This is a genomic window from Vibrio tetraodonis, assembly GCF_003350295.1.
Taxonomy (GTDB): Bacteria; Pseudomonadota; Gammaproteobacteria; order Enterobacterales; family Vibrionaceae; genus Vibrio; species Vibrio tetraodonis.
The window spans coordinates 91,191-117,911 of the sequence record NZ_QLYY01000012.1 but is presented as its reverse complement, the minus strand read 5'-3'; the positions used below and the strand labels follow the sequence as shown (position 1 = coordinate 117,911).

General features: G+C 41.5%; 28 protein-coding genes. 14 read left to right on the top strand and 14 right to left on the bottom strand.

Annotated features, from left to right (window positions below; genetic code table 11):
- Nucleotides 1-146: 146 nt before the first annotated feature.
- A complete protein-coding gene (gene nadE, locus DPF90_RS09530; RefSeq protein ID WP_114786106.1) occupies nucleotides 147-974 on the bottom strand; it encodes an ammonia-dependent NAD(+) synthetase in 828 nt (275 codons plus the stop codon).
- 107 nt (nucleotides 975-1,081) lie between these two features.
- Between nadE and DPF90_RS09525 the strand changes: the two genes are divergently transcribed.
- A complete protein-coding gene (locus tag DPF90_RS09525) occupies nucleotides 1,082-1,594 on the top strand; it encodes a nicotinate-nicotinamide nucleotide adenylyltransferase (protein WP_114786105.1) in 513 nt (170 codons plus the stop codon).
- Between the two features lie 33 nt (nucleotides 1,595-1,627).
- Here DPF90_RS09525 and DPF90_RS09520 read toward each other — a convergent pair whose 3' ends face one another.
- Complete coding sequence (locus DPF90_RS09520; protein ID WP_114786104.1) at nucleotides 1,628-3,478, bottom strand: putative bifunctional diguanylate cyclase/phosphodiesterase; 1,851 nt, start codon at nucleotides 3,476-3,478, stop codon at nucleotides 1,628-1,630.
- A 123-nt stretch (nucleotides 3,479-3,601) separates the two neighbouring features.
- Nucleotides 3,602-4,480 carry a LysR family transcriptional regulator gene (locus DPF90_RS09515; RefSeq protein ID WP_114786103.1) on the bottom strand — a complete coding sequence of 293 codons (879 nt, stop codon included), beginning with the start codon at nucleotides 4,478-4,480 and terminating at the stop codon, nucleotides 3,602-3,604.
- Between the two features lie 112 nt (nucleotides 4,481-4,592).
- Here DPF90_RS09515 and DPF90_RS09510 point away from each other — a divergent pair, with 112 nt between their 5' ends.
- Nucleotides 4,593-5,771 (top strand): multidrug effflux MFS transporter, encoded by a 1,179-nt coding sequence (locus DPF90_RS09510; RefSeq protein WP_114786102.1) that lies wholly within the window; start codon nucleotides 4,593-4,595, stop codon nucleotides 5,769-5,771.
- Between the two features lie 58 nt (nucleotides 5,772-5,829).
- Nucleotides 5,830-6,177, top strand: coding sequence for a hypothetical protein (locus DPF90_RS09505; RefSeq protein WP_114786101.1), 348 nt, complete (start codon nucleotides 5,830-5,832; stop codon nucleotides 6,175-6,177).
- A 44-nt stretch (nucleotides 6,178-6,221) separates the two neighbouring features.
- Here the strand turns inward: DPF90_RS09505 and DPF90_RS09500 are convergent, their stop codons facing one another.
- The 5 genes from DPF90_RS09500 to norR all read right to left on the bottom strand — a co-directional run bounded on the left by DPF90_RS09500 (nucleotide 6,222) and on the right by norR (nucleotide 10,529).
- Complete coding sequence (locus DPF90_RS09500; protein ID WP_114786100.1) at nucleotides 6,222-6,845, bottom strand: glutaredoxin domain-containing protein; 624 nt, start codon at nucleotides 6,843-6,845, stop codon at nucleotides 6,222-6,224.
- Nucleotides 6,846-6,897: 52 nt separating this feature from the next.
- Complete coding sequence (locus tag DPF90_RS09495) at nucleotides 6,898-7,788, bottom strand: DMT family transporter (RefSeq protein ID WP_114786099.1); 891 nt, start codon at nucleotides 7,786-7,788, stop codon at nucleotides 6,898-6,900.
- Nucleotides 7,789-7,880: 92 nt separating this feature from the next.
- Nucleotides 7,881-8,510, bottom strand: a complete 630-nt coding sequence (locus tag DPF90_RS09490) for an HAD family hydrolase (protein ID WP_114786098.1) — start codon at nucleotides 8,508-8,510, stop codon at nucleotides 7,881-7,883.
- An 18-nt stretch (nucleotides 8,511-8,528) separates the two neighbouring features.
- Nucleotides 8,529-8,888, bottom strand: coding sequence for a glutaredoxin family protein (locus DPF90_RS09485; protein WP_114786097.1), 360 nt, complete (start codon nucleotides 8,886-8,888; stop codon nucleotides 8,529-8,531).
- A gap of 51 nt (nucleotides 8,889-8,939) precedes the next feature.
- Nucleotides 8,940-10,529 carry a nitric oxide reductase transcriptional regulator NorR gene (gene norR / locus DPF90_RS09480; protein WP_114786096.1) on the bottom strand — a complete coding sequence of 530 codons (1,590 nt, stop codon included), beginning with the start codon at nucleotides 10,527-10,529 and terminating at the stop codon, nucleotides 8,940-8,942.
- A gap of 223 nt (nucleotides 10,530-10,752) precedes the next feature.
- On the opposite strand from norR, the gene hmpA reads away from it, so the two are divergent.
- Complete coding sequence (gene hmpA, locus DPF90_RS09475) at nucleotides 10,753-11,925, top strand: NO-inducible flavohemoprotein (protein ID WP_114786095.1); 1,173 nt, start codon at nucleotides 10,753-10,755, stop codon at nucleotides 11,923-11,925.
- Between the two features lie 35 nt (nucleotides 11,926-11,960).
- On the opposite strand, the gene DPF90_RS09470 is transcribed toward hmpA, so the two are convergent.
- The 3 genes from DPF90_RS09470 to DPF90_RS09460 all read right to left on the bottom strand — a co-directional run bounded on the left by DPF90_RS09470 (nucleotide 11,961) and on the right by DPF90_RS09460 (nucleotide 13,308).
- Nucleotides 11,961-12,497 carry a hypothetical protein gene (locus DPF90_RS09470; RefSeq protein WP_240314491.1) on the bottom strand — a complete coding sequence of 179 codons (537 nt, stop codon included), beginning with the start codon at nucleotides 12,495-12,497 and terminating at the stop codon, nucleotides 11,961-11,963.
- Entirely contained in the window at nucleotides 12,490-13,029 is a 540-nt protein-coding gene (locus DPF90_RS09465; RefSeq protein WP_114786094.1) for a YaeQ family protein, read from the bottom strand. The genes DPF90_RS09470 and DPF90_RS09465 overlap by 8 nt, the downstream gene beginning before the upstream one ends.
- 69 nt (nucleotides 13,030-13,098) lie before the next feature.
- Nucleotides 13,099-13,308, bottom strand: a complete 210-nt coding sequence (locus tag DPF90_RS09460; RefSeq protein WP_038204438.1) for a cold-shock protein — start codon at nucleotides 13,306-13,308, stop codon at nucleotides 13,099-13,101.
- Between the two features lie 381 nt (nucleotides 13,309-13,689).
- On the opposite strand from DPF90_RS09460, the gene arfA reads away from it, so the two are divergent.
- The 9 genes from arfA (at nucleotide 13,690) to folM (ending at nucleotide 21,552) form a co-directional block, all read left to right on the top strand.
- On the top strand, nucleotides 13,690-13,917 hold the full coding sequence (arfA, locus tag DPF90_RS09455; protein ID WP_114786093.1) for an alternative ribosome rescue factor ArfA: 228 nt from the start codon (nucleotides 13,690-13,692) through the stop codon (nucleotides 13,915-13,917).
- Between the two features lie 331 nt (nucleotides 13,918-14,248).
- The gene (locus DPF90_RS09450) at nucleotides 14,249-14,605 is read left to right on the top strand and encodes an NADH:ubiquinone oxidoreductase (RefSeq protein WP_114786092.1); all 357 of its coding nucleotides are present in this window, start codon (nucleotides 14,249-14,251) and stop codon (nucleotides 14,603-14,605) included.
- Nucleotides 14,606-14,847: 242 nt separating this feature from the next.
- The gene (locus DPF90_RS09445) at nucleotides 14,848-16,014 is read left to right on the top strand and encodes a D-alanyl-D-alanine carboxypeptidase family protein (RefSeq protein WP_114786091.1); all 1,167 of its coding nucleotides are present in this window, start codon (nucleotides 14,848-14,850) and stop codon (nucleotides 16,012-16,014) included.
- A 109-nt stretch (nucleotides 16,015-16,123) separates the two neighbouring features.
- Nucleotides 16,124-16,477, top strand: a complete 354-nt coding sequence (locus DPF90_RS09440) for a helix-turn-helix domain-containing protein (protein WP_114786090.1) — start codon at nucleotides 16,124-16,126, stop codon at nucleotides 16,475-16,477.
- Between the two features lie 81 nt (nucleotides 16,478-16,558).
- The gene (locus DPF90_RS09435) at nucleotides 16,559-16,777 is read left to right on the top strand and encodes a DUF3820 family protein (RefSeq protein WP_114786089.1); all 219 of its coding nucleotides are present in this window, start codon (nucleotides 16,559-16,561) and stop codon (nucleotides 16,775-16,777) included.
- Nucleotides 16,778-16,903: 126 nt separating this feature from the next.
- Complete coding sequence (locus DPF90_RS09430) at nucleotides 16,904-19,474, top strand: hypothetical protein (RefSeq protein ID WP_114786088.1); 2,571 nt, start codon at nucleotides 16,904-16,906, stop codon at nucleotides 19,472-19,474.
- Nucleotides 19,475-19,831: 357 nt separating this feature from the next.
- A complete protein-coding gene (folX, locus tag DPF90_RS09425) occupies nucleotides 19,832-20,209 on the top strand; it encodes a dihydroneopterin triphosphate 2'-epimerase (RefSeq protein WP_114786087.1) in 378 nt (125 codons plus the stop codon).
- Nucleotides 20,210-20,848 carry a GTP cyclohydrolase I FolE gene (folE, locus tag DPF90_RS09420; RefSeq protein ID WP_114786086.1) on the top strand — a complete coding sequence of 213 codons (639 nt, stop codon included), beginning with the start codon at nucleotides 20,210-20,212 and terminating at the stop codon, nucleotides 20,846-20,848.
- Complete coding sequence (gene folM, locus DPF90_RS09415) at nucleotides 20,845-21,552, top strand: dihydromonapterin reductase (protein WP_114786085.1); 708 nt, start codon at nucleotides 20,845-20,847, stop codon at nucleotides 21,550-21,552. Before folE ends, folM begins: the two co-directional genes overlap by 4 nt.
- A 157-nt stretch (nucleotides 21,553-21,709) precedes the next feature.
- Here the strand turns inward: folM and DPF90_RS09410 are convergent, their stop codons facing one another.
- The 3 genes from DPF90_RS09410 to glgX form a co-directional block, all read right to left on the bottom strand.
- On the bottom strand, nucleotides 21,710-21,958 hold the full coding sequence (locus tag DPF90_RS09410; RefSeq protein ID WP_114786166.1) for a hypothetical protein: 249 nt from the start codon (nucleotides 21,956-21,958) through the stop codon (nucleotides 21,710-21,712).
- A gap of 120 nt (nucleotides 21,959-22,078) precedes the next feature.
- On the bottom strand, nucleotides 22,079-22,939 hold the full coding sequence (locus DPF90_RS09405) for a glycerol kinase (protein ID WP_114786084.1): 861 nt from the start codon (nucleotides 22,937-22,939) through the stop codon (nucleotides 22,079-22,081).
- A gap of 75 nt (nucleotides 22,940-23,014) precedes the next feature.
- On the bottom strand, nucleotides 23,015-24,964 hold the full coding sequence (gene glgX, locus DPF90_RS09400) for a glycogen debranching protein GlgX (RefSeq protein WP_114786083.1): 1,950 nt from the start codon (nucleotides 24,962-24,964) through the stop codon (nucleotides 23,015-23,017).
- Nucleotides 24,965-25,408: 444 nt separating this feature from the next.
- Here glgX and lamB point away from each other — a divergent pair, with 444 nt between their 5' ends.
- The gene (gene lamB / locus DPF90_RS09395; RefSeq protein ID WP_114786082.1) at nucleotides 25,409-26,632 is read left to right on the top strand and encodes a maltoporin LamB; all 1,224 of its coding nucleotides are present in this window, start codon (nucleotides 25,409-25,411) and stop codon (nucleotides 26,630-26,632) included.
- The last annotated feature ends 89 nt before the right edge of the window (nucleotides 26,633-26,721 follow it).

The following is a 26,721-nucleotide window of genomic DNA, read 5'->3' as shown; positions in this document are numbered from 1 at the left end:
AAGAGTGTAAACAAGCAGATTGCGATTTAGTAGAGTCGCTGGTCACCAGTTTTATGCGTTACTTAATTCGTTATGGCAAACGATCGTAGGTCAGAGCTTATTTGAGTACAAATAAGCTCTGTTTCTAGTTTGGGAGAAAACCCTAGTTAGTCATAAATGGTCGGAATTGGCTGCCGTTTATGTTGTGTTGCTTTGTAAATGGAGATTAAGCGGTCGACCGTGTCTTGCGAAACGGGTTTACCTTCAAGGAAATCATCAATTTGATCATAACTGAGGCTGAGCGCATCTTCGTCTGCTTTCTGAGGAGCGAGTTCTTCCAAATCTGCGGTGGGCGTTTTGTTTACTAGAACCTTAGGTGCTCCTAGTGTGTCTGCAAGTTCTCGAACTTGACGTTTACTTAGACCGAAAAGAGGTGCTAAGTCACATGCACCATCGCCAAATTTTGTGTAGAAGCCAGTAATGTTTTCTGCAGAATGATCTGTGCCTAAAACTAATCCATCAATGAAACCTGCTATTTCATATTGGGCGACCATTCTGGCTCTAGCTTTAACGTTCCCTTTGACAAAGTCTACTTTAGTAGCTTCGGCTGGCATTAGGCCTATATTGGTCAAAGCTTGCTGAGAAGAAGCGTGTAAGCCATCTACGCCAGGTTTGATATTCACCGAGACTGAATGAGTAGGTTGAATAAATTCCAAGGCAATTTGAGCCTCATCTTCATCTTTTTGCTCGCCGTAAGGCAGGCGAACAGCAATGAACTGATAACCTGCGTCGGTTTCGCTATTGAGTTCATCAATCGCTATTTGTGCCAAGCGGCCACAGGTGGTTGAGTCCACACCACCACTGATGCCTAGCACTAATGCCTTGCATCGCGCATCTTTTAGCTTATTTTTGATAAATTCAACACGGCGTGAGATTTCAAATTGAGGATCAATTGACGGCAGTACACGCATTTCATCGCGGATTTGCTGTTCCATAGGTTTTCTTCCTGCAAGCATGATTTTACGAAATAATAGTAATATCATACCTCAATGAACAGTTTAGAAAACTATGAACACTAAATTCACGGTTATCAGGAAAGAAAATGAGCAAAATTGCGGTATTTGGCAGTGCGTTTAATCCACCTAGTATTGGCCACCAGAGTGTTATTGAATCATTAATGCACTTTGATCGAGTCCTTTTAGTACCTAGTATTAGTCATGCTTGGGGTAAGGAAATGCTTGATTATACCAAGCGGTGTGAGTTAGTTGAGGCATTCATAAAGGACCTGTCTGTCAAAAATATTGAGTTAAGCCGTATCGAAGAGCGTCTCTACAAACCGGAGCAGAGCGTCACCACTTATGCGGTATTAAAGGAGATTCAAAGCGAATACCCAGACGACTATCTTACTTTTGTGATAGGCCCCGACAATCTGTTTAATTTTGGCAAGTTTTATCAAGCGGACAAAATTCTCGAAGCTTGGTCTGTAATGGCTTGTCCTGAGACGGTCAAGGTAAGGAGTACAGATATTCGGGCAAGGATAGCGCGAAACCAAGATATTAGTTCGCTCACTACGCCGCGAGTTTGTACGTTGCTAGCAGATAGCGGCCATTACTAACATATAAATTGGGTTTGGAGCTTGGAGTGACATTTAACAGGTTATAGCCTGCGTAGGTGGCTCACTTGGTCCAAGACTATTTTGCGCTTTAATAATGATATCTGGTTTCTCTGGGCGAGAGTAATAATAGCCTTGGATTTGTGTGCAGCCCATTTGGTGCAACTTATCAACCACTTGGTGTGTTTCGACCCCTTCTGCGACTATGTCAACTTTGAGTTGTTGGGAAAGTTGGATAATTAGCCAAACTAAGCGCTCTGAGGTTGAGTTACTCATTAAGTCGCGGATGAAACTTGCGTCAATCTTTATACAATCTATTGGATAACGATGGATATAGTTAAGGCTTGAATACCCAGTGCCAAAATCATCAAGAGCAATACAAAACCCAAGGCCTCGCATCTGATTTAATATAGCGCCAATCTCCCCTTCTTGCGACAGTAACACGGTTTCGGTAAGTTCGATGGTGAACTCTGAAGGCTTAAAACCGTACATGCTAATAGTTGATGTCAAATGTGCTAGATAACGCTGAGTGTCACTGAGCTCGTGCGCGCTACAATTTATACCTAACCTGACTCCATAGCCTAACCCATCTTCTAATTGTTTTTTTGCTTGGCATGCGAGCTGAATGATTCTTTCTCCAAGATCAACAATTAAGCCCGATTGTTCAGCGGCCTCTATAAACTCTGTCGGGGAAACAAATCCTAATGACTGGCTCTCCCAGCGAGCGAGGATCTCAAAGTAACGCCATTCTCCCTGATCTTGTTTGACGATAGGCTGGGCGACAACGTAGATTTCGCTCGTTGCGCACCGGTTGGCTGCAAGCTCTTGACGCAGCGCATCTATCACTCTTGTTCGGCGATAGTATAGAGTGCTGAGTTCAGTATCGTAACATCGAATCTGAGTATTTCTTTTTTGCTTACAATCTTTGAGTGCTAGGCTAGCATTGAGAATTAGCTGGTCAACAGTGATCCTGGGATCGGATTTAATCGCCACACCCATGCTAACATTTACTTTTAAGTTATATGCTGGGTCTTGATAGCCTGGCTCAAGTTTTGCCAATATTGAATGGCATACTTCAACAGGATCATTAGCATAGGTCACAAAGGCAAATTCGTCTCCGGAGATCCGAAACGCAAGTTGTTTACTATGCAAAGAGGACTCGATAGCGTGTGAGACAAATTTAAGTACTTGGTCACCAATATATTGCCCGTATAAGTTGTTAATTGTCTTGAAGCTGTCGATATCGAGATAGACGAGGGTCAAATAGCCTGAGTGTGATTCAGACAATCGCTCGAGCTTGTCGGCTAGATAACTTCTATTGAGCAGGCCAGTTAGATTATCATGAGAAACTTCATAACTAAGTTGCCTAACCAAGCTATCAGATCGAGAGGCAAGCCATTTCACTCGAAGGCTGTGCATCACTATATTTGCGAAAAGCATATGGTAATAAATAAGTTCTTTAGGAGATTGGACGGGGTGCTTGAAGGTTGACAAGAGTACACCAAGTATTTCACCTGCGGCGGTCTTTAGTGGGATACCAATATAGGCTTCAATATTATGTTCACATAGATACGGGTCATTAGGAAATTGTGACATGACTTTCTGAGTGTACAGTACGTAATCGAGTTCAGAATGGCTCACGCGAAATGAAGGTGTGTTGGTGAGCGAATATGAAATAGGAACATTACTTGAATCAAAGCACGCCTGCGCTAGGCAATACCCGTTGGCATTAAACTTATCTATCTCGACGATGCACGTCGAGTACGATGTGAAATGCTGATGCAATACACTGGCAACCCGATTAAGCAATTCAGTGCCGTCGAGTTGTAACGTTAAGCTCAGAACATCTAAATCAATAGATGTTGCCTGTAATGATGCCCTAGCCATTTGAACTACCTGCTTAGCCGTGATTTAAATCACTTATTTATTGCTAATGTCACGCTTAAATATGGTACAGGTCTCATATTATTTCAAATTTTAGTTTGGATCTTTTTCTCTGTTGAAGCAAACCTACTCATCAAGGAGACGATTTTTCAGGTAGTCTAAAAATAATTTTGTTCGAGTATGTTGGTAATCCAGTTTTGGGTAATAGGCGTAGACGGTGGTTTCATCGGTAGTCGTAGATGGCAAGATCCTTCGTAACGCGCCGGTATTTAATTCGTCTTTAATCATCACATCATTAGATATAAGTATTCCGATAGCGTTTTTAGCTGCATAGAAAAGGGCTTCAGGGTTTGTTGTCGCGAGATTGCCCGAAAGTACGATTCTTTTTCCGTTATTAAGCTTGACTTCTCGTTGCGGTCTTTCACCCCAAATGAGTATGTTGTGCTCCGTAAGTTCCTCTATGGCAGTGGGTTCACCATATCTTTCAAGATAAGCAGGAGAGGCATAAAACCCTGCCTTGTGTTCAAAAAGCGGGGAAGCTTTAAAACTTAGTGAGTTTAGTTGTTCCAATTCACGGCTGATGAATAAATCTAAGCTTAGCTCTGGTAACTGCCCAGGAGTTGTGGTGATCAATTGGATTCGAACATCCGGGTACATCTGGAGAAAGTCATCGAGGTATTGCACCAAGAACTTAGAACCAACGGCAATGGTGGCTCCGATTTTTAAAAGTCCTGCAGGGGTTTGATTCACTGATCGGGTCTCGTCAACAACGGACTGCCACCCCTCCAATTGCACTTTTGCCCTTTGGTAAAACAGGGCACCAGCTTCGGTTTGAGTTACACTGCGAGTGGTACGTTTTAAAAGTTGAACACCGATCCTTTCTTCAAGCCACTGTATACGCTTGCTAATTGCGGAGCTGGTGGCATTCATCTTACGAGCGGCACCGTTAAAGCTTCCTTCATCGACTACGCGAATATAACTTTGAACACTTTGAATCCAATCCATTGTCTGCCTTATTCATTCCCATTAGGAATTAATTAGTTTCCAACTGAAGATATTATCATTATTTGGCGCTTAACTTAAACTTAGTTGCACATCAAAAGTATGAGGTATTGAAATGAAAAAAACGCCGATATTGATGGCGATGCTCATTATTTCGACCGGGCAGGTAGGGGTGAGTATTTATCTTCCTTCTTTACCCATGATCAGCAAAGCGCTACAAATTAGTCAATCCGATGTGCAACTTTTAGTCACTCTATTTCTTGTCGGTTTTGGTGTTTCACAGCTTTTCTATGGTCCCTTATCCGATGCTATTGGTCGCAGACCAGTCTTTTTGCTCGGTCAAGGCATATATTTAATTGGCACTCTAATGTGCATTTTATTTACTCACAACCTCTGGATTTTGGTTTTAGGCCGCCTTTTACAGGGTCTAGGTTCTGGTAGTGCTTCTGTGTTAGGACGTAGTGTCTTGCGAGATTGTTATGATGGTCGGGAATTAACTAAGGCATTGTCTTACGTATCGGTCACTGCTTCGATAATGCCAGTGCTTGCGCCCGTGCTTGGTGGTTGGATAGCCTTTTATTTTGGTTGGGAGGCTGTGTTTGTATTTGTGTTGAGTTATTTGGCTGCGACTTTTGTTTTAGGTTATTACATACTTCCTGAAACCATGACCTATGGTACAACGACATTTAGTCTAAATAAGGTCGTATCTGACTATGCTTACTTGATTAAGAGCAAGCAAGTACTTTGCAGTGCCAGTTATAATTGGATCACCTACCTAGCCTGTGTAGTATCTTTGTCTGTAATGCCATTTATCCTTCAACACGAACTGGGTTTAACGGCGGCTCAGTATGGAAGCGTAATGGTGATTCCCTCTGCTGGTTTGCTTGTAGGAACTTTGGTATTAAATGTTCTTAACCGCTATGTGAGTTCGCGAAAGATTCTAGCGCTAGCCATTTGTATTATTGTTGCTTCAGGAGTTTGGTTAACCGCGACTGAGTTGACGCTATTTAATATCATTTGGGCTTTTACTTGGATGGTGGTAGCTCAAGGCTTATCTTTTCCAATTTCTATCGCTATGCTGCTCGGGCCACATAAAAGGCAAGCTGGAGCGGTTTCAGCGTTAACGGGAGCAATCCAAATGTGCTTAGCTGGATTATTGGGGGGATATCTGGTTGAGACTTGGATACAAAACAGTGTGGCATTAGGCACATTTTATCTTATCTGTGCTGGAGCTATGGGTATTGCTTTATACACAGGTCGATTGACGGCAGTTACTCGTCGAGAGTTTGCTTGAAAGGCATAAACACCCTGATACAATGCGTTCTCTAATGTCGACATGTTAAAGGTCTACGATGGAACATAAAGAATTTTCTGAGTTAGTTACAGCGCTTTGTAAACAAGAAGGTTTGCCCCAAGCGCTCGAAATACTCAAATCGAATCATAATGAGGATGTGGCGCAAGCTGCGCTCTCGCTGGTAGGCCAGTTTTCGCTCGCTGAAGTCGAAGGCGAACGCCGTATTTATCATGTTACGATTGAGCAAAACGATCAAGGTGAAGAGCAAGAGTACATCGAGCATATCATGAACGAAGGTGATGATGTTATTCGATTTGTTGCTTGGTTCTTTGAAGTAATGTTTGATGTAAAACGTAAAGATACTTATCAAGCGGCAGGTAAAACTTTTCAACAGCCAAAGCGATAAACGAAACAGTTAAGCCCCCCCTAAATGCGGGGGGCCTAACTCATTTAATTTGCAGAACTTTGGTTATTTTCCATATTAACCACATTATCTGGCACTTTGTTTAGCCCTTTTTCTTCAAGCCATGCCGGCAGGTTATCTGCACCTCCAATGTATTGACCATCAAGCCAAATCTGTGGCACAGTAACTGGCGTTTTTTCACCTATGATTGTTTTGACTTCAGGGATCATTCTATATAGCGCTGCGCTATCTTTGACCACATCGTGGTACTGGTATTCAACACCAGCATCATCGAGCAATTTCTTGGCTTTTACACAGTATGGACAGGTTGCTTTTCCGTAAACAATGTTGCCTTTAAGTGTGTCACGCTTAGTCCACTCTTTTACGACAGATTGCACTAATACCCCGCGGTTTAATGCTTCGCCTTGGCTGACTACTTTTCCTTCCACCATTAGGATTGGAGCATGCCAAGCGCCTACTTTTAGCGGTTCCCACCAATGAGATAACCAGTCTTTAACCTCTAGCTCGACGGGAACATCGGCTAATTCGTTCTCAAAGGTATCTTTGAGAATATCTTTGGTTAACGTGCATTCACCGCATGGAATTTTAACGCTAAATGGTCCCCAGCTTCCACCCCAGCGATATAGTGTTAATTTGATTGGTTCTGCCATTGAGTACTCTCCCGAATATATGTCTAAATAATAGAACGGGATAAACTATTATTTATTTCACTTCGCGAGATTTTTTTGATTCCCATTGAGTGATAAAAGCAACAGATGCAATGATAATAGCGGCCCCTAACCACAGCCTTCCGGGCGGAACCCAGCTAAACACGACCCAGCCTGCTAAGACATTAAGAGGTAACTTTGCATGATCAAAAGGCTGAACAAACGAGGCATCGGCAACAGAATAGGCTTTGACTATTGCCCATTGAGCTAAAGCGGTTAGTGCTCCTGCGCCAATGAGCACTAGCCATATCAAACCACCTTCTGGTGTATGCCATTCGGGGATTGCAAGCAGGAGATTAAATGGTGTAATTAAAATAAGCAAATAGACCACCATAGTCGATGGCGAGTCATTGGAGGACAATTTCTTTACCATCAAGGAGTAACACGCCCAAAAGAATGCTGCACCAATAGGGAGTAATGCCGCCAAGCTAAAGTCATCAGCCCAAGGCTCTAAGATTAACATAGCACCGATAAAGCCAGATAATGTTGCGCCCCATCTCGCTATCCCTACTTGTTCTTTTAGAAACAGGCCTGAGCCTATCGTTGCAAACAGCGGAGATGTCATGAGCAAAGCGATACCTTGCCAAATAGGTACCGGATAAGCTAAAGCCCATAACCAGAGTTGGATACCAATGACGGAAAGAAAAACACGAAATATATGCCAGCCGAGGTGATTGGTTTGCAAGGACTCGCGTATGCCCAGGCTCAAAAGATAAGGAAGAATCACCACTAGCGCTATCGAATATTGAACAAAGGCGACAGTAGTCGAAGTTAGTCCAAACTTAATACTGGCAACTTGAGCAAGGCTATTGACTATAGCAAACGCTAAACCTGCGGTGAGCATCCAGCTCGCGCCCTGTATAGGGTGGTGGTTGTTTAAAGCCATAATTATCTTATTGAAAAAATAGTACGCAGAATCATACGATGTTATTGGATATGCGTCACCTATCTTATTGTTTAATTTGCGTTATATATGATTTAGTCAAGAGGTGGTCGACTCACTTGGTGATCGAGCAATAGCATAAGCAGCTCGTCTAACTCAGTGACCGTCACTGATGCTTGATGAGAGAATGTGTTGGCATTGCCATGAGTAACCAGGCATGAGGGCATATTCGCATTGCTAGCTGCTTGCAAATCGTAAACATAATCACCCACATAAAGAATCTGATGTGAGTCTAAGCCCCATTCATCTGCTAGTGATAACAAGGAATCTGGGGCTGGTTTAGGAGGGAAGTGTTCTCGACTTATGATACGCGAAATATTTAACTTATTGTGCTCGGCTTTACGCAGCGATGCTTCGAAACAATTTCGTGTGATGATTGCAGTGTACAGGCTGTGCTTTTCAATAAATCCAAGCAGATCATGGCAACCTTGCATGGGTGTTGAATGGTTGGCATCATCAAGTTCATGCTCGAGTACTATTTGATTCGCAGCCGCTGCTGACTGAGAGCAATTGAGTTGTTCAATAAATGTCAGTAAATCAACCTCTTTTGGACAACCAATTTGTGCTCTTAGCCAGTTAAAATCAAGATTTGAGCTTACTAGTGTGTTATCTAAATCAAACACGATCGCTTTGATTTGATCGATATCTAAAGCCACTACTTCCATGTAATCTCCTCTTGGGTACTACGCGAATTCTTTTTCCAAATATGCGACGATATCGGACGACTCATACATCCACTTTACTTTGCCGTCTATTTCTATTCTTAGACAGGGAACTTTGACTCTTCCTCCTCCAATTTCAAGTTCTTCTCTGTATTGTGAACTTGCTTTGGCATCACGTAGCTCAATATTGACCGATTGGCGTTTCATTGCTCTACGGACTTTGACACAAAAAGGGCAGGCTTCGAATTGATAGAGGGCCAATGCTTTGGCTTTTTCGTCGACTGCCTGTTGGTCTTGGTCAGAGCGTTTTATTCCTTTAGGAGAAAAAATAAAATTAAATAGCAGGATAAGACGGCCTAATAACCAGCGAACAAACTTCATATTATTCCTTACAGCATGATATTTGATGACGCATTGTACCCAAAATCACTTTCAATGAGTACTGATCTTATGCTGCTTTGTCACCGTTAAACCGAGCCGTTTGGCAAGTCGAGTCAGGTTGGCTCTGTCTGTTTTGAGTTGTCGAGCTGCTTTGGCCCAATTAAATTCGGCCTCCGTAAGAGCATGAGTGATCAGTTGTCGTTGGAAATCTTCTGTCGATTCGCGCAGCCCTTTGGATACCAGTGACTCTGACATATCAAACAATTGGGACGTTTGTACGGCAGAAGACTCTATTGGCATCGCATGTAAATCGCCTATGTCTTCAATTGAAACCGAAATCAATTTAGCGTTATTCGCTCTTGCTCGAGCTTTTAATGCTGCGCGATTAATGACATGCTCTAACTCACGAACATTACCAGGCCAGTTGTAGCGAGACAGGAGATACTGAGCTTCTTTGTTGAGTTTGATTTGAACTATCCCAAGCTTTCGTCTCGCTTGTTCTAAGAAATAGCCAGCGAGTAGAGTGACATCCCCTTCCCGGTGGCGAAGTGCTGGAACGCTAATTGGGTACACGCTGAGACGATGATAAAGATCAGCTCTAAATCTTCCTTCATTCACCTCTTCTGGAAGATCCCTGTTAGTCGCAGCTAAGACACGAACGTCTATAGTTTCGACCTTGTCTTGACCAACGGGCTGTATCTCATTGTTTTGCAAAGCTCTTAAGATTTTACTTTGTGCGCTGAGTGGAAGTTCGCCGATTTCATCTAAAAAAAGAGTACCACGATCCGCAAGAGCAAATTTTCCTAACCTTGATTTATCTGCACCAGTAAAGGCGCCTTTGACATGACCAAATAGCTCGCTCTCCACGAGGTTTTCGGGAATAGCCGCACAGTTTACATATACCAAAGGCTGTTTACGTCGATTCGACTGGTGGTGAATGCTCCTAGCAACTAATTCTTTACCCACACCAGTTTCACCATTGATAAGAATATTGAAATGAGAGGGAGCTACGACTTCTATATCGGATTTTAGTGATAGCATCTTTGGGCTAGCACCGATGATTTCCCCTCCCTCTCTTTCCCACGCATCTTCATTGAGTTCTTCAAATCTTTGTTGAGTTTGTTTTGCTTGTTGCTCAAGCTGGTTCACAGTCATGGCAACTTTAAGAGTTGATGCAACGATAGCTGACAGCGCGTCTAGGCTGCGAGTCGGTATTTGGTCGAACACATTCGGCGTTAGGCTATCTAGAGCCAGAACTCCGAGTAATTTATCAGCATAGAGTAACGGTAGTCCCATACAGGAGTGCATTGGAAGATCGCCCTCGTAATCCATAAGCAGATTATCGAAGGGATCGGGCAGGTTACAGCTTGCGTCAAAACGGACGGCCACTTTAGATGCACATATTGCTTCAAGGCGAGGGTGTTCACTAACAACAAAGCGACGCCCAAGAGTATCTCTTGTTAACCCTTGAATGGCTAGTGGTACAAGAGTATCTCCCTGAAGTGAGAGTAGTGCGACACTATCACATTGGATAGCTTTACGTATTGCGTCGAGCAACTTGTGGAATCGCTCTTGTTCATTATGGCCTGTTGCAAGGCCAATGGTCATATCGATTAGAGTAGAGACAGAAATGTCTTGCATGCTAGTGGTAGGCTCCAGAATGCTGTTCAGGGTGCTTCAAAAGCAATCACCCAAGGTGTGTGATTAATTTATTATAGTGTCATATAGACACTTTTCAACGGGGTCTTTATGACTTTTTTATTCTAATTAGTGAAGAAAATCCAAGTAATTAGGTGTTTTCCTACTTGGCACTGATCGTGCAAAAAGGGTGGAGAGCTTTGAATTATACTAGGAGAATATACAGATGCTTAATAATCAGCATATTGAAGTTGTAAAAAGCACCATCCCTTTACTAGAAGGTGCAGGGCCAGCATTAACTCAGCATTTTTATCAGCGCATGTTTTCTCATAACCCAGAGTTAAAAGATATCTTCAATATGACGCATCAAAAAACAGGTCGTCAGAGTGTCGCTTTGTTTGAAGCAGTAGCGGCATACGCAAAGAATATTGAAAACCTGGAAGCCTTAGCTTCAGCAGTAGAGCGGATCGCTCACAAGCACACCAGTTTCAACATCCAAGCTGAGCATTATCAGATTGTTGGCCATCATCTGATAGAAACCTTGCGTGAATTGGCACCAGAAGCTTTTACTGAGCAAGTTGAAGAGGCTTGGACAGCCGCCTATTTGTTTCTTGCGAAGATTTTTATTGACCGAGAGGGAGAGCTATACCTGCAAAGAAAGCATGCTATTGGTGGTTGGGAAAACTCACGTCAATTTGTGGTAAGGGAGAAAAGGCGCGAATCTGAGTTGGTGATGAGTTTTGTTTTAGCGCCAGTCGATGGGGGTGATGTATTGAACTATATTCCAGGTCAATATGTGGGGGTTGAGGTTAAACCATCATCAGGCGATCACAACGAGATACGTCAATACTCCCTATCACAAAAACCCAACGGTAAAGATTACCGTATTTCAGTTAAACGCGAGTTTGGTGAGCACAAAGGTTTGGTATCTAACTTCCTTCATGATGAGATTAGTGAGGGTGATGCTCTTCATCTATACGCCCCTGCGGGCGATTTTTATTACCAAGAAAAACAGGCGCCTGTTGTGCTTATTTCTGCTGGGGTTGGGGCGACACCTATGCAGTCTATGTTGCAGATGCTGGCAGAGTCAGGTAAGCACGATGTGGCCTATTTATATGCTTGTAACGGTCCACACCAGCATACATTTAAACAAGAAACTGAACAGTTGACTAGTCAAAATGGTTGGAACCAGTTTACTTGGTATTTGAATGATAAGGCTGATTTCACAGGCCAAATGGATTTATCTCATGTAGAGGACTCACTGGCTTTTGGTCAGGCAGATTTTTATCTATGTGGTCCAGTTCCCTTTATGGAAGCGTTAGTGAAACAACTGGAAGGGTTTGGTGTTGGAAGAGATCGTATTCATTACGAAGTGTTTGGACCGCACGCTTATCTTTAATATGAAGGCAGGGCTTTAGAAAAAGCCCTGCCTAATTATTCAAAGTAACGTTTTAGCCAATGCATGACAGTATGAGTCTTTGAGGTTTTGGGTGTATTTTCTAGGCCCAAGTAAAAACTGGCCATAAACTGAGTTCGAGTCTCATCAATGTTCAAGCTAGACAACTCGTTAAGAGTACTGGCTGTTGTTTGCGCATACTCATTAGCAAGGCTGAAGTTCATCTTTAAGTAGCCTTGAAGGTATAGCCAAACGTGTGTGACCAGATAAAGCATAGTGTGCTCTTGGTACTTGAATCGTTTGGCATGCTGTTCGCCAAGATTTGTATTGAGAGCCTGCCACATAGCTATAACAGGTTCCTGATTGGTATTAACCCGTGACAAGCTTTCGACGTGCGCCTTAGTTAAAACGCCAAGTAATTGAGAATCTTGGTCTTTATTGGCTCTGGCTTGTTTAACTTTTGTGAACAGTGGGGAATGTTGCTGCAAAAACTGTTGCCACAATATTGGGTGTTCTAAGACTGCTGGTAGTGAAGATGCAGCTATCTTGTCAAGCGCGTTAGCAAAATCAGTCATTGGATTGCAGCGTTTCTATCTGAACTTCAAATGACCCAGAAACACAGTCAATGAAAATGCTTGTTCCACTTATCATTACAGATAGGTCCATACCTCTCTCAATTACACTTGATAGCGCTTGAATCCCCTCATTGCTGAGGCGAAAAATATGTGCGTCGTATTGATATGATTTATTTTTTGTTTGTTCCCACCAAACGTCAGACTTACTTGTAAAACTAAAGATGTCCACTCGTTGTGCTAAGCGAGTTGCTTTTTTTATTCTATCTAAAGATGGCTCACCAACCTCGATCCACACAGACGTTGAACCGTCGAGCGTTTTAAGCCAGAGATCAGGCTCTTCTGTGGACGATAAACCTTTGGTAAAACTCAGCTCAGGTTGATACCTGATGCAATAAGCCAGCACACGAGCCATCATCCGTTCTGTGTTTTCAGATGGATGAAGAGCAATGGTTAACTGAGTTGAGTTATACAAGTCTCGATTTGTGTCTGAAATAGACAGACGGAATTTATATATTGTTGGTTTTAGTGCCATGGTTATTTGCTACACGTAAAAAAATAGCCAGCGTAATGCTGGCTATTGTAAATCCATAGTACAGTTCAATTAAAGTACTTTGATGTTCTCAGCTTGAGGGCCTTTTTGGCCTTGAGAAACGACAAACTCCACTTTTTGACCTTCAACTAGAGTACGGAAGCCGTCACCAGTGATAGCAGAAAAGTGAGCGAAAACGTCAGGGCCGTTTTCTTGCTGAATGAAACCAAAACCTTTAGTTTCGTTGAACCATTTAACTGTACCAGTAACAGTGTTAGACATAATGTTTATCCTTGATAAATCTTTTAAAAGCCATGACGGCAACTATAGCGTGGAAAAGGAGATTGCTATTGCGCACGACGTTACGGAAGAAATACAAGGAAATCCAACGAAACGGCGGAATAAAAACAAGAACCGTTTTCTAGCTGCCTGACAGTCTAAAGGTAAGTGGCACTAAGTCAATATAATTCATATGATAGTTTTCCATTATCAAGGAGTTTTCATTGGAAATTTGCGCTAGGTAGGGTTTCGAAAATATTACTGGTTTCGGCTTAACTAGTGTAACATTCGATATGTTGGTAGTTTTTTACATAAAACATCGCATAAATGATGTATCTATTACTAATGAGTGGTCGTTTATAAAATTAATGATAAGGAAATTTTATGGTCAAGAATACCCGAAAAAAAGTTGAGAATGAAACTCAACTGGCAGATTTAGAAGTCGGTCGAGGTGAAATTCACGATAATACGCTTAAAGCGATAGTGACTAGCAGATTATTTAAGACCCGGACAGAAAGAGCAAAGAAAGGAAGAGGAAGTTTTAATCGTAAAATGAAACATAAGGGTAAAGAGCCCTATTCAAAAGATACACAATCTTGCTTTTTTGAATAGGGCTTTTTAATAATATCGATATTCCTACCCCACTCCTTGCTTATCTTCTGAGCAGTACCTGAATTTATTTTTATCAATCAAAATGTGTCACTTGTTAATAAAGTGTAACCTTGTGTGTTTTTTACGCTTGTGGGTCAGCTATCTTCTCAAGTGTCAATGAATAAGAGAATACAAGGATTTAACCAATATTTTACATCTATGTTTTGTGGGATATTTCGATGTTTTCATCATAGATTTATCACTTGAATTAGTTAAAAAGGTGATGTAAATATACAGAAAATTAGTTTTCATTAATGAAAGTAAGCGTCCACAAAGTATATAGAGAGTAAAAATGAAGCTTTTTCTGATCATAGTTGCATCGATATCAGCAGGAGTGCTTTCTGCAGAACATCTTCATTCTTTTATGTTGGGATTGTGTGTGTCTGCTATTGCAGTTGGCAGTTGCTATTGGTTTGCTTTTCGTAGTACCCGTTTTCCTGAATTAGCGGTTTTACTCCTGATTGTCGGTTTGTTTTCTAAGCTCATCATTACTGTTGCAGGTGTTGCTTGGGGTATTTCACAGGAGCTTATCTCGTCGCCGTTCGTGTTTGCCTTGTCATATCTGTTCTTCTCTTTAGTTGTAACCTACTTGTGGTTTACATATAGAGATAGCATCACCCCGAATGCCAAGATAGCGAACAATTCATAAACAACACAATAAATTAGCATTTTAATCACGACTATTTTGTTGCTTAGGTTGATTGAGATCAGCGCTACTTGCGCTGATTTTTTGCAATTGTTTACCTATAAATCGCGCTGAATTCTCATAAATTGACAAAAGCTACTATCTAAAAGTAACTATTGGTTACAAAGCAAACACATAGCTCAGTTGTTTGTATATACTGATACAGATAAACCGTACGAGAATTGTGACTTGAGTGGTAATGTCCCATGATAAGAGATTTTGTTTACCGATCTGCCTTGTGGTGTACGTTGGCTATAACATTCAGCGCTTATTCCGCGCCAACCATTGTTCCTGATCCCCCTTCTTTACCAGCAAGGGGCTATGTACTGATTGACTATAACACTGGTGAGATATTAGTAGAGAAGAACGCTCGCACTAAATTAAACCCTGCAAGTCTAACAAAACTTATGACGGCCTATGTCGCTGGTCAAGAAGTGAAAGCAGGTAATATTACTCTTGAGGATAAGGTTTTAATTAGTAAAAAAGCATGGGCAAAAAACTTCCCCGACTCGTCAAAGATGTTTATTGAAGTTGGGACCAAAGTGCCTTTGATGGACTTGTATCGAGGCCTGATTGTCCAGTCGGGTAATGATGCCAGTGTTGCTATCGCGGAATATGTTGCAGGGAGCGAAAGCGCATTCGTTAATATGATGAATTCATGGGCACAGACACTCGGATTAGAAAATACTTCATATAGTAATCCCCATGGCCTGGATAGCAGAGGGCTTTATTCGACCCCTCTTGATATTGCTAAGCTGGGGAGGGCGATTATACATGATTTACCCGATATCTATTCTTTGTATAGCGAAACGTCGTACACCTACAATGGAATTACTCAGTACAATCGTAATGGCCTGTTACGTGATAGAAGCATCAACGTTGATGGTATGAAGACAGGCTATACAAGCGGTGCAGGATACAGCCTAGCGACGTCCGCGACTTATGGAAATATGAGATTGATTGCGGTTGTTATGGGAGCGAAAAGTGCAAAAAGCCGAGAGTCGGTGAGTAAGCAGCTCCTCAGTTATGGATTCCGTTTTTTTGATACTGTATCTCCAAACAAAGCTGATGATGTAGTGACTAAGGCCAAAGTATGGATGGGTGATAAAGACCAACTTCCTGTTGGGGTGAGTGATGATATTTACCTAACCCTTCCTCGTGGGGATGCTGATAAGCTTGAAGCCGAAGTAGAGTTTGACCGAGAATTAGTTGCGCCAATTACCAAGGGAGAGAAAGTCGGTAGCGTTATATATAAAGTTGAAGATGAACCTTTGGTGGTCAAGGATTTAGTGGCTAAATCTGACATAAAGCAGGGTAGTGTGATTAAACGCTTGGTTGATTGGTTTAAGCGTCTTCTTTCTGGATGGCTATGAGAGTTCAATCATAGTTCCGATTAATCTCGGCCAATGTTTACCATAATCTGACATTTTGGTTAGTAAAAAGTCCATAGTTTGATTCATTTATTTGAATTAAGGGTTAACTGTGGAATTTACTGAGAAAGACAGAGAGGTACTATACTCGACTTGGATGTCTAAGAAGTCAAAGATGCGAATTACTCAAATGGAGTTTGCGAAGAAGCTAGGTATTAGCCAGCTTAATTTTTCGCAGCTTCTTAGAGGAGAGCAGCCTCTAACAATGTCGTTTGTCAGTCAATTTTCTCGATTGCTTCACCTTGACCCTAAACTCACCTTTCCTTCTCTTAAACAAGTAAATGATTCGGGGCCAAAAGTTGTGTACCTGCAAAGTCGTATGAGTGTCGATGGTGAAATTCAAAACGCTTACATCGAGGGCAATCAGATTGTGGTTGAGTACGCACACACTATCGACCAAGATTAGTCGTATTTCGCTGGTCGCTACCATGGCTCTTTTCTCAGTGGCATTCTGTCCTCCTCGTACTTTTACACACTAAAAGTAACCATGTTAGAAAAAGAGAACTTGATTAAACTAGCGAGTATCCACATGCCATTTGGCAAATATTCTGGCCGAATATTAATTGACTTGCCTGAAGAATATTTGCTTTGGTTCGATAAAAAGGGCTTTCCGAATGGCGAGCTTGGGGAGTTGCTGAAGCTCTGCTTGGCACTAAAAATTGAGGGGTTAGATAGCTTAGTTAAACCTTTGAAACATAAATTATAACAAGGGAGATGACGGTTTACGTTCTGCTTAAATTTCTCCACTCCTGGTCTGACCAATATTCATAAGACATAGATAGCAAACTCGCGTTTTATACGCCGTTTTCAATGCCTGCGTGAGTTTATCTCTATGTACAAACAATTCCTAAAAAGTAGCTGGCTACGCAATCCAGTTCCTGCTTTCAAGTTGAACATCTCTCAACTCTCTATTCTCTGCGTTTTTTTTCTAACAGCGTGTTTTGGTGATGCTAAAAATGAGCAAAAGACCGAACCATCCTTTCTAGATTCACCGAGTACTGAGGTCGTTATTGCGGGGCAAGTTGAGCAGAAAGCTCCCCTTACGATCAATGGCATGCCGTTAACGTCAAAAACTATTCTTGCTAAGAGGGAAGAATGGAAACAACGTCTGAAGAGTCTAAATGTTAGCGCGGGAGAGGACTCTGCAATCAGTAACTTTTCACATACGCAATTTGTAACTATGCCCAGTTATGATCATATGGATCAGAACACAGTTATTAAATCCTCAGATCTCTTTGAGATTTATATGAATAATGTTCAAGAACAACTTGACCCCACAGAAGCGCAAACATCGGACAGTGTAGGATTAAAGAAGCTATTCGATTTTCTGGATGATTTAGGTAGAACGTATATTGGATTGCGTTTAGATAAGTCAGGGACCACAGTGAAGGTGGTGCACTACGGACCTGATGAGTATCCTAAGGTTAGAACTCGAGATGAAAAGCGAGTAGAGCCTGCTATATTTGGTGCATTTTTACAGTTCAGCCTCGAGGAAAAAGCCGAGTTCTTACGTTTAGCATCCTATATAAAAACGGTGGAAAAAATAGGAATACCTGATGACGCCTCACCTGAAGCCATAAACCAAAAGTTAAAGATCTATCAAAACGTCGGAGCTCAATTCAACTATTCTGATATGCCCCAAGATATAAACCTTCTCCTTCGAGAAAAAGAGTCAGAATTATCAAAGAAAGAGAAAATACTTGTCACTCATAATGGTATCTCATTGGCATTGAGTGCTGAAGAACCAGCGCCGATTAGCATGAGCGCAGATGTTCGTTTTCTTACAGATAAATACAATATAAATAATTTTGATGTGATTCGTGATTCCCAATCGCTCTCCGAGGAAAACAGGCATGAGGTTAGTGAATTTTTTAGTACTTTACTCAATAGCGATGGCCGAATTCTTATGTCTGGATACGCAATAGCTGGGTTTGGCGATCTCGTCAATTTCCAGATGCTGTATAAAACCATTATTAAGAAACATCCCGAACTTAAAGATCGAATTGATGCTTATGCTCATTTTTATCGCTACTCAATCAGTAATGAAACACTAGATAAATTGCTAGATAAAGATATTAAAGTGATTACTCACCAAAATGCGAATCGTCAATGGGACCCCAATTATAGTTATCAGTTAGTTCGTGAATTAGGCAAACGTCATAACCCTCAATTCGAAATTCAATACAATGTAGGGTCAGTATACAGCGTTGTGGATAGGCCCAATGTACTTCGCGTTGGTGAAATTGGGGGTATGGCTGGAGTTAGTCAGGTAAAAGATGCGTATTTTACCGGTCTTTCTCGTGGTGCTATTGGCTTTGGAATTCCATGCGCAAATACCGATATTGACAGCCCTAGCGTCAAATCTACGCTAGTGGAGATTATTCGCAAGGTGCTGGGCCATGAACCCGATAGTCATGCCCCGCTATCCACGCTTATCCAAGATCACTTTGCCCTCATGATGGCTCGCGAAAACTCTCAAGTGATTAATCAAGGCCGGTTTTACAATGTAAATGATGTTCAAGATGGGCAAAACTTAAGCATAGGTAAGCGAGTTTTAGCCGAAATTTTAAAAGCTATGGCAGAGAATCCGGTGTCTGGCAGCACAATTATTCTCGCGACAGGTAGAATTGATGCACTCCAAGAGCAAGCACAAGCCGTGGGGGTTAGCTTAGAACAACAGTCTAGTTTTTCTTTACAAGGTAGTCGTTACAAGTTGTTCGAGTTGACGACTGAAAGCGGTAACAAGGCATTTGTTGTTCAGGGCTTTTTTGATAATGCTCTGGTCAACGCTGTTATGAAAGATGCCAGTATACCGACGGTTTATTCTGGGGAAGGTTCGATGAATGAAGGCCTATCTTTCCGTGGTAAAGGATTCATGATCCCTTTCTATGATTATCAAGTGACTACATTGATTGAATCGGCTGGCATAATTGAAAAGAAAGATGCTGCTGTGTTCGAAATTGAAGTTGATGGGAATGATGAAGGTTTTCAAGATGACCCCAATAAATTGGTTAAGATCAAACCTGAAACGGATGCTCTGCTAGTAAATAGTGAAGTATATGATTTAGTCAAGTTAACTTTGGATAATCGGTCTCCGCAGATGTATATGGTTACAAAGAAATCTACTTCAGAGGTTCATCTGAAAAAGCTCGACAAGACTGACTTAGATTTTCAGGTTTTATCATCGGGCACTTCACTCGAGCATGTCTCTAACACTTACCATGCTGAAGCTACTATATATAAGCTAGAGTCATGGGCTCAAGAGTGGCTAAAGTTGATTTACGATCGAGAGAGTTCAAAGTTGGATTTAGACAAGCTCGGAGAGCAAACGGCATCGATGCTGAAAGAAGAAACGATTCAAAGGGCAAATTGGTTTGATTTGTTCGATCAACTCATTGACTAAATGTATCAATGATACTTTGTTTCTATGAGAGAAGGCTAGGGTAAATTCCTTCTCTCATAGCTATGGTATTCCATGTTACCTAGTTAAGATCCTGCTTCAATATATCGCTGAGGCTGAATATGATAATCGTGAATTCAGAGGCCTCTCTTGATAAAAAAATAAACATAATGCCTTAGTTTGAGTAAGTAATGTCTGATTTACTATGCATCAAGTTGAGTTTTTTGTGTGGTGTGTACTAGTATGATTTAAGCGCATTTATAACTATATAGCTGACTTAAATAAGCTTTTTCTAGTTTAATGATCGGTTCTGTGGTGGAGAGCGTATTGATAAAATGCACCTACTAGCGAGTAATTATCATGATTCATAACGCAATAATCAATATCACTAATCTGAGGCTTAGAACCTACATAGGTTTCAACGAAGAAGAAAAACAAAAGCAACAAGACATCATTATTAACGCAGAGATACATTATCCAGCCAATAACCTGTGCCTAAGAGATAATGTTGAGAATGCACTGAACTATAAAGTTATTTGTAAAAATATTATTCGACATGTAGAAAGTGGGCGTTTCTTGTTGTTGGAAAAACTAACCAGTGATGTACTTGGCTTATGCGTTGATAATCCGCAGGTAAGCTTTGCTAAAGTCACTATCGATAAACCCCATGCGCTAAGGTTTGCTGATTCAGTGTCTTTGACTTTGAGTTACACAAAACAAGACTTAAAGGGGGATTAAATGATAAGTGAAGAAGCGAAACGAGTAAAAGAGGCACTTATTGATCAAGGTTTAGAAACCCCTATAGTAGAAAGTGATATGATGCCCGAGCAAAAGTATCAGAGGATCAAAGGGCTTCTGACTGAAGTGATCTCGGTGATGGGGCTAGATCTAAACGATGACAGCTTAGCTGAAACGCCACATCGCATTGCAAAGATGTATGTTAACGAGATTTTTTCTGGGTTAGATTATATTAACTTCCCCAAAATCACCGTTATTGAAAATAAAATGAAGGTTGATGAAATGGTAAAAGTCTCCAATATCAACCTCACATCTACCTGTGAACATCATTTTGTTACCATTGATGGCTTGGCGAAAGTCGCGTATCTACCTAAGTCTAAAGTCATTGGTCTATCTAAGATCAATCGTATAGTGCGCTTTTTTGCTCAGCGACCTCAAGTTCAAGAACGTCTAACCCAGCAAATTCTTTTGGCTATTCAGACATTAACTGAGACAGATGATGTTGCTGTAACCATAGATGCAACACATTATTGCGTAAAATCCAGAGGAGTTATGGATGTGAATTCTAACACCACCACCACAGCACTGGGTGGTTGCTTTAAAACGAACCCTCAAACGCGTGCGGAGTTTCTTCAATGAGTAAAACTATCGTTATTACTGGTGTGGGCAAGCGGCTGGGATGTGAATTATCTAAGGCATTGTTAAAGGATGGCTATCATATAGTCGGCACCTATCGCACGGAATATCCATCTCTTGCTGATTTAAAAGAGCTTGGCGCTGAGCTTTATCAGGCTGATTTCTACCAGCAAAATCAAGTCGATGATTTCATCTCGCAATTGGCAAATAGATATAATGCGATAAGGGCTATTGTTCATAATGCTTCGGATTGGTCAGCCGACGATAGTGCATATCATAACGCCGCCGAAATCATGCAACGTATGATGACGGTTCACGCCTCGGTTCCCTACCAAATGAATTTAGCGCTACAAGACAAACTCCGTGCTAGTGGCCATGCTGACGTCATTCATGTAAGTGATTATGTTGCTGAAAAAGGGAGTAAAAAACATATCGCATACGCTGCAAGCAAAGCTGCGATGAACAATATGACCTTGTCTTTTGCGTCTATGTTGGCTCCTGAAGTAAAAGTAAATACCATCTCTCCGGCATTATTAAAATTTAATCCACATGATGGTGAGGCCTATAAAGAAAAAGCAATAGCCAAAGCTCTTTTGCCTAGGGAAGCGGGTTTTGACGAAGTGATTGAAGGGGTAAAAATGCTGCTGAACAGTCGTTTTATGACAGGTAGGAACCTTCAGTTTGATGGTGGACGTCATTTGCGTTAGATAGCTACACATTACTTACCGTTTCATATGTTGGCACCGTTAGTCACTAGAATGATGTGATAGGGTTTAAGTGGACAGCCATTTGGTGGCTGTCCTTTTTGTTTTGCTCAGTTTGTAAGGCTCTAATCCTGATCTGCTTTAACTCAAGTATTCTTTATTAATGGCTTTTCTTTGGGCCATTACGTACCAGTTCCTGTCCGTTTTGGAAAACTTCATCAGTGACCCATCTTGCCAATAGTAATTGATGATTATCATCCAATACAGCGACAAAGTGGCGTCCATCAGCGTTATTAGTTGCGAGAGCAATTCCCGCAATTCCTTCTAATCCAAAGCTGCCATTTTCTACAGCGATAAGAAAAGATTCTAGTTCTTCTATATTGTCAATAATACGATCATCGCTAAACATAAGGTTTGTCTCTACAAGCTTCATTGAGAGTTCAATGTGAAAAGAACACACTCTAGCTATCATTATCGTTGATTTCCAGAGCTGGTGGCTTTTTCGAACACAACTTAGACTTAAAATCGTTTAGTAAGCTGCGATTCCGAATTCTTTTAACTGAGCAGGAAGAGTGTCGTCAAGTTTGTCAATATCTTGGAAATCAATCTCGATCAAGTTGAACTGATGAGTTTGGTAAACAGCCCTAAGTTCTCTTTTTTCATAATCGGTATAATTGTCATTGTCCCAATACTGGAGATAAACTTTGCCGCTGGGCAGATAAAAATCACTAAGAATGTGCTCTTCAATAGGCAGTTGGCGATCGTACGCATGCACAATGCCGTTCATGTAAAGCCAGTTGTCGATTTTTAGTTCACCTTTCGATCGGACATAATGCCCATCTAAGGTGCGATACTTGGCCTCAAATTTTTGCCTAAAGTTTGAAAGTGATTTGTCAGTTGTGTGCTTTTCTGCCTGCTGACCTGAAAATTCATTAACAGATTGTTTAAGGCGTTTATTATGTGCAATTGAATCATGCCACAAAGCATATTGCTGGCCTGTCTGTTTATCAATTTTTTGATAGCCACCTGATTTCAGACCGTTGTTAGTCACTTGCCATCCGTCAGGGATTTTTTGCAACCAGCCAAGCTCTTGAAGTAGTTGATTGATTTTCTTTGCATTAAGCGAGAAGCGTTGGCCTAGTTGGGTAGCACTGAGAAGTTTCCCACTGGTAGAGCAGCTATCAATAAGTAAATTTTCAGGCCAGACGATAAACTGCCCATACTTTGGGTGTTGTGCGTACTCCCCACCAAATTTTTTACCTATATCGGTCAGTATCCAAGAGTTATTATCTCGATTGACGTAACCAGCCGTTTTGAGAGTATCAAATAGCTTTTTAACTTCAGTTTTACGTAACTTAGCTAGCGCCGTAGTAGAAATCTTATCTGCCATCGTATTGTTGATTAACCAGTGGTCTTGAGCAATATAGTAAGATATATACTAACACCAAATAGAGCAGCCGCTAAGTTACTGTACAGCATGCATGATCACAATTGATCGAGGGGTAGCGAGAAACTGTTTACCCTCGACAATTTTTCCTATGTCATAGCTATGGGTATCACAGATAGTGATCCAACATTGCATCCTGTCATCTGGCAAAGTAAAACGTGCGGGTGCATTGGTTTGATTAATGCAGTAAAACATTTCATTTCCTTCTTCACCTAATCCAATGCGTAATGAGACAGCGTTAAGCGTGTTCCAATCATCATGTTCTATTGCCGTGCCATCAACACGTCGCCATTCAATCTTGTTATTATGCCTTTGTTTGCCACTGAAAGCTTTAATTAGCGGCAACATAAAATGCTGCCGAGCTTCGACCATATGACTCATCCATTGTTTAAACTGGTCTTTTTGTTGAGAAGGTTGCCAGTTAAGCCAGCTTAATTCGTTATCTTGGCAATAAGCATTGTTGTTACCATTTTGGCTATGTGACAGTATATCTGCTGTCAACATGTGCGGAATCCCAAAAGAAAATAATAGACTTGCCATAAAATTACGTTTTTGTTTTTCGCGTTTTTCGACAATGGCAGGATTGTCTGTCTCACCCTCTATGCCATAGTTATCTGACCGGTTATCGCCATGTCCATCACGGTTTTCCTCGCCATTAGCAAGATTGTGTTTTTGCCGGTAAGACACCAGGTCTTGCAAGGTGAATCCATCGTGATAAGTAATGTAGTTAACGGTGAGGTTATGTGGCCAGTTGGCAGCGCTGTATAAGTCTCTTGACCCCATTAAGCGTGTAGTGAATTCTTTAAGGTAGCCTTGGTCACCGCGCCAAAAGCTTCGTGTAATATCTCTTAGCCTATCATTGCACTCGTTCCAGCCAACTGGAAACTGTCCAACTTGATAGCCATTAGGACCAATATCCCAAGGCTCAGCAATCAGCTTCACCTGTTTTAGTATAGGGTCCTGTGCTACGGCTTTGAAAAAGGCTGAATGTGAGTTGAAGATATCACCTTCGCGGCCTAAGGTTGCAGCCAAATCAAAGCGAAAGCCGTCAACCTGATATTCAACAGCCCAGTATCTCAAGCTATCCATCACAAGATTGAGGGTAGGTTGATACGACAAATCTAGCGTATTACCACATCCTGTAAAGTTGGCAAACTTATCGTCATGTTTAAGGTAGTAGTTGTCATCGAGAGCTTTAAGGTTAAATATAGCGCCCTCACTACCACCTTCAGCGGTATGGTTATAGACCACATCTAGGATGACCTCTATATCGTGACGATGTAGCTCTCTAATGGCGCTTTTTAGCTCATGTACAGCATCCGTATCGGCAAAACGTGGGTCGGGAGCCATGAATACATAAGGGTTGTAACCCCAATAATTGGATAGTTCGCTTTCTAAAAGATGAGGCTCATGCATGCATGCAGCAATGGGTAACAGCTGCAAGGTATTAATATTCTGTTGCTTGTAGAAGGTGATCATAGCTTCGCTGACTAAGCCGAGGTAGCACCCCTGTTGGAGACTTTCAACTTCTGGGTTCAGTTTAGTCAGCCCTTTGACATGAGTTTCAAACAACACCATTTCTTCTTTGGCTCGGATAGGTTTTTCGACTCCTTGCCAATCGAAATTGCTATCAATGACGACGGACTTGGCGATTTGAAAACTTTTGGATGGAGTTAGCGGAGGCATGTAGTGAGGCGGTTTTTCTATCGCTTTTGCATAGGGGTCCGAAATGAGATAATCACCATCTGGATGCTCAACAATAAAACCATATTTTTGCCCAGCTTTCACCCCTTTAATATGAGTGTGTAATATGCCGGCATAATCATTGTTTAGCGGATGTGTAGTGTATTGGTCGTCTTCGCCAAATAGAGCTAGAAGCAAATTATTGTGACCGGGAGCGTAAATAGAGAAATTACACCCTTCACCACATAAAGTGGCACCAAGGGGGTAAGGCTTAGAACAAGGCATAATTAACATTGCATTGATTGACGATGAATAACTGACCTAAGTAAATCTCTTTGTTGTAAGGACGTCAAGCTCCTGATAGTTGAAAATAAAATTGTTATTAATGGTGTTTTTCTTCAGTCTTTTTATATTAATAAGTGATCAATATAGGATTATTTCCGGTTTTTAAATACATATTCAACACTTTCTCATCCCTATATTTGTGAGACAAGCCAAAAAAATTTTTGCTGTTTATTTTTCTCATCCTTTCTCATCCCCCTAAGAAATTAATCAGGGTGGAGGAAGTCAACCTTGCCTCTTATAGTTAGTCTGTCAGTAGTTAGAGCATAAGGGTTAAGGCTGTGTTCTTGCCCCTTCTACCTCACTTATTAATGATTCTATTTCTGCCTTTATAGAAGCATGTAATGAGTTAGGTATAAAAATAATAAATCTTAATTGGAGTCAATAATGAAAAAAGTGAACTTAGTTGCGGGTGCAGTGGCTGCAGCACTTGCTGCTTCCCCTGCACTAGCCGTTGATTTTAATGGCTATTTTAGGGCGGGTACCGGGATTAGTGGTAACTCAGGTAGTGATGTGGCTGTTAACAAAGCTGGTATTGGTCGCTTGGGTAATGAAAACGACAACTATTATGAGTTCGGTTTTTCTGAAGAGCTAGAAACAGGTGAACAAACTTGGCGTGTTGAGTCCATGTTAAATAAAGGCGATACTGGCCAATCCGGTAGCGAAGATGGGGATATCAATGTTGCCCAATTTGCAGTAAAAGCCAAAGGTTTGATTGCCTCTGACAAAGAAGCCACCCTATGGGCTGGTAAAACCTATTATCAGCGTAAAGATATTCATATTACTGATTTTTACTTCCTCAATACGTCCGGAACAGGTGGCGGTATTGAAAACTTATCACTAGGCAATCAGAAGTTATCCGTTGCGCTTATCCAGGATGGGGAAAATGATAACGGGTCAGGCTATATTCTTGATACGCGATTAGCAAATATTGGTGTGTGGGAAGATGCATCCCTTGAACTTGCATTGGCCTATAACTTCTCTAACGAGAAAGATGGGAAAAATGTAGATGCTGATGATGGCCTGTTGGTATCGGCAATCTTGCACCAAAATATGAAGATTGGTTTTAACCAGACAGTACTCCAGTTCGGAACCAATGGTTATGGGGCTCAGGTCGCATCATTCGGCTCAGGTGCATACTACAACCGCGCAAACAACGCTCATAATGAGGCTTCCGGTTACCGTTTACTTAACTGGGGTGTTGTGAGTCTAGGTAGTGACTGGGAAATGGGCCATCAATTCGCCTTTATGGTGGGCAGTGATATAGGTGGTACTGATACAAACGATAATGCTACGTCATTTAAGTCTGATACTGACCAATTCTCGGTAGTTGTACGCCCTATGTATAAATGGGATGACACTATGCGTACCATTTTTGAAGCTGGCGTAAATATGGGTGAGAAGATCAATTCAGCGGGCACAGCCAAAGAAGACTTTGGTAATACTAAGTTTACAGTGGCGCAAGGCTGGGCAATGGGTAATGATTTTTGGGCGCGTCCTGAACTTAGAGTGTACGGGTCATATATAACTGATACTGAAAATGACAATGCGTTTGGTACAGGAGAAGACTCAGAGTACGTTGTTGGTATCCAAGTAGAAGCTTGGTGGTAATCACTCAAATTCATTGTGCCGTATGGCTCGTCTAGTTATGATAGCCAGCAATAATAGCTGGCTATTTTTTATTGGTATTGTCGGTCAAA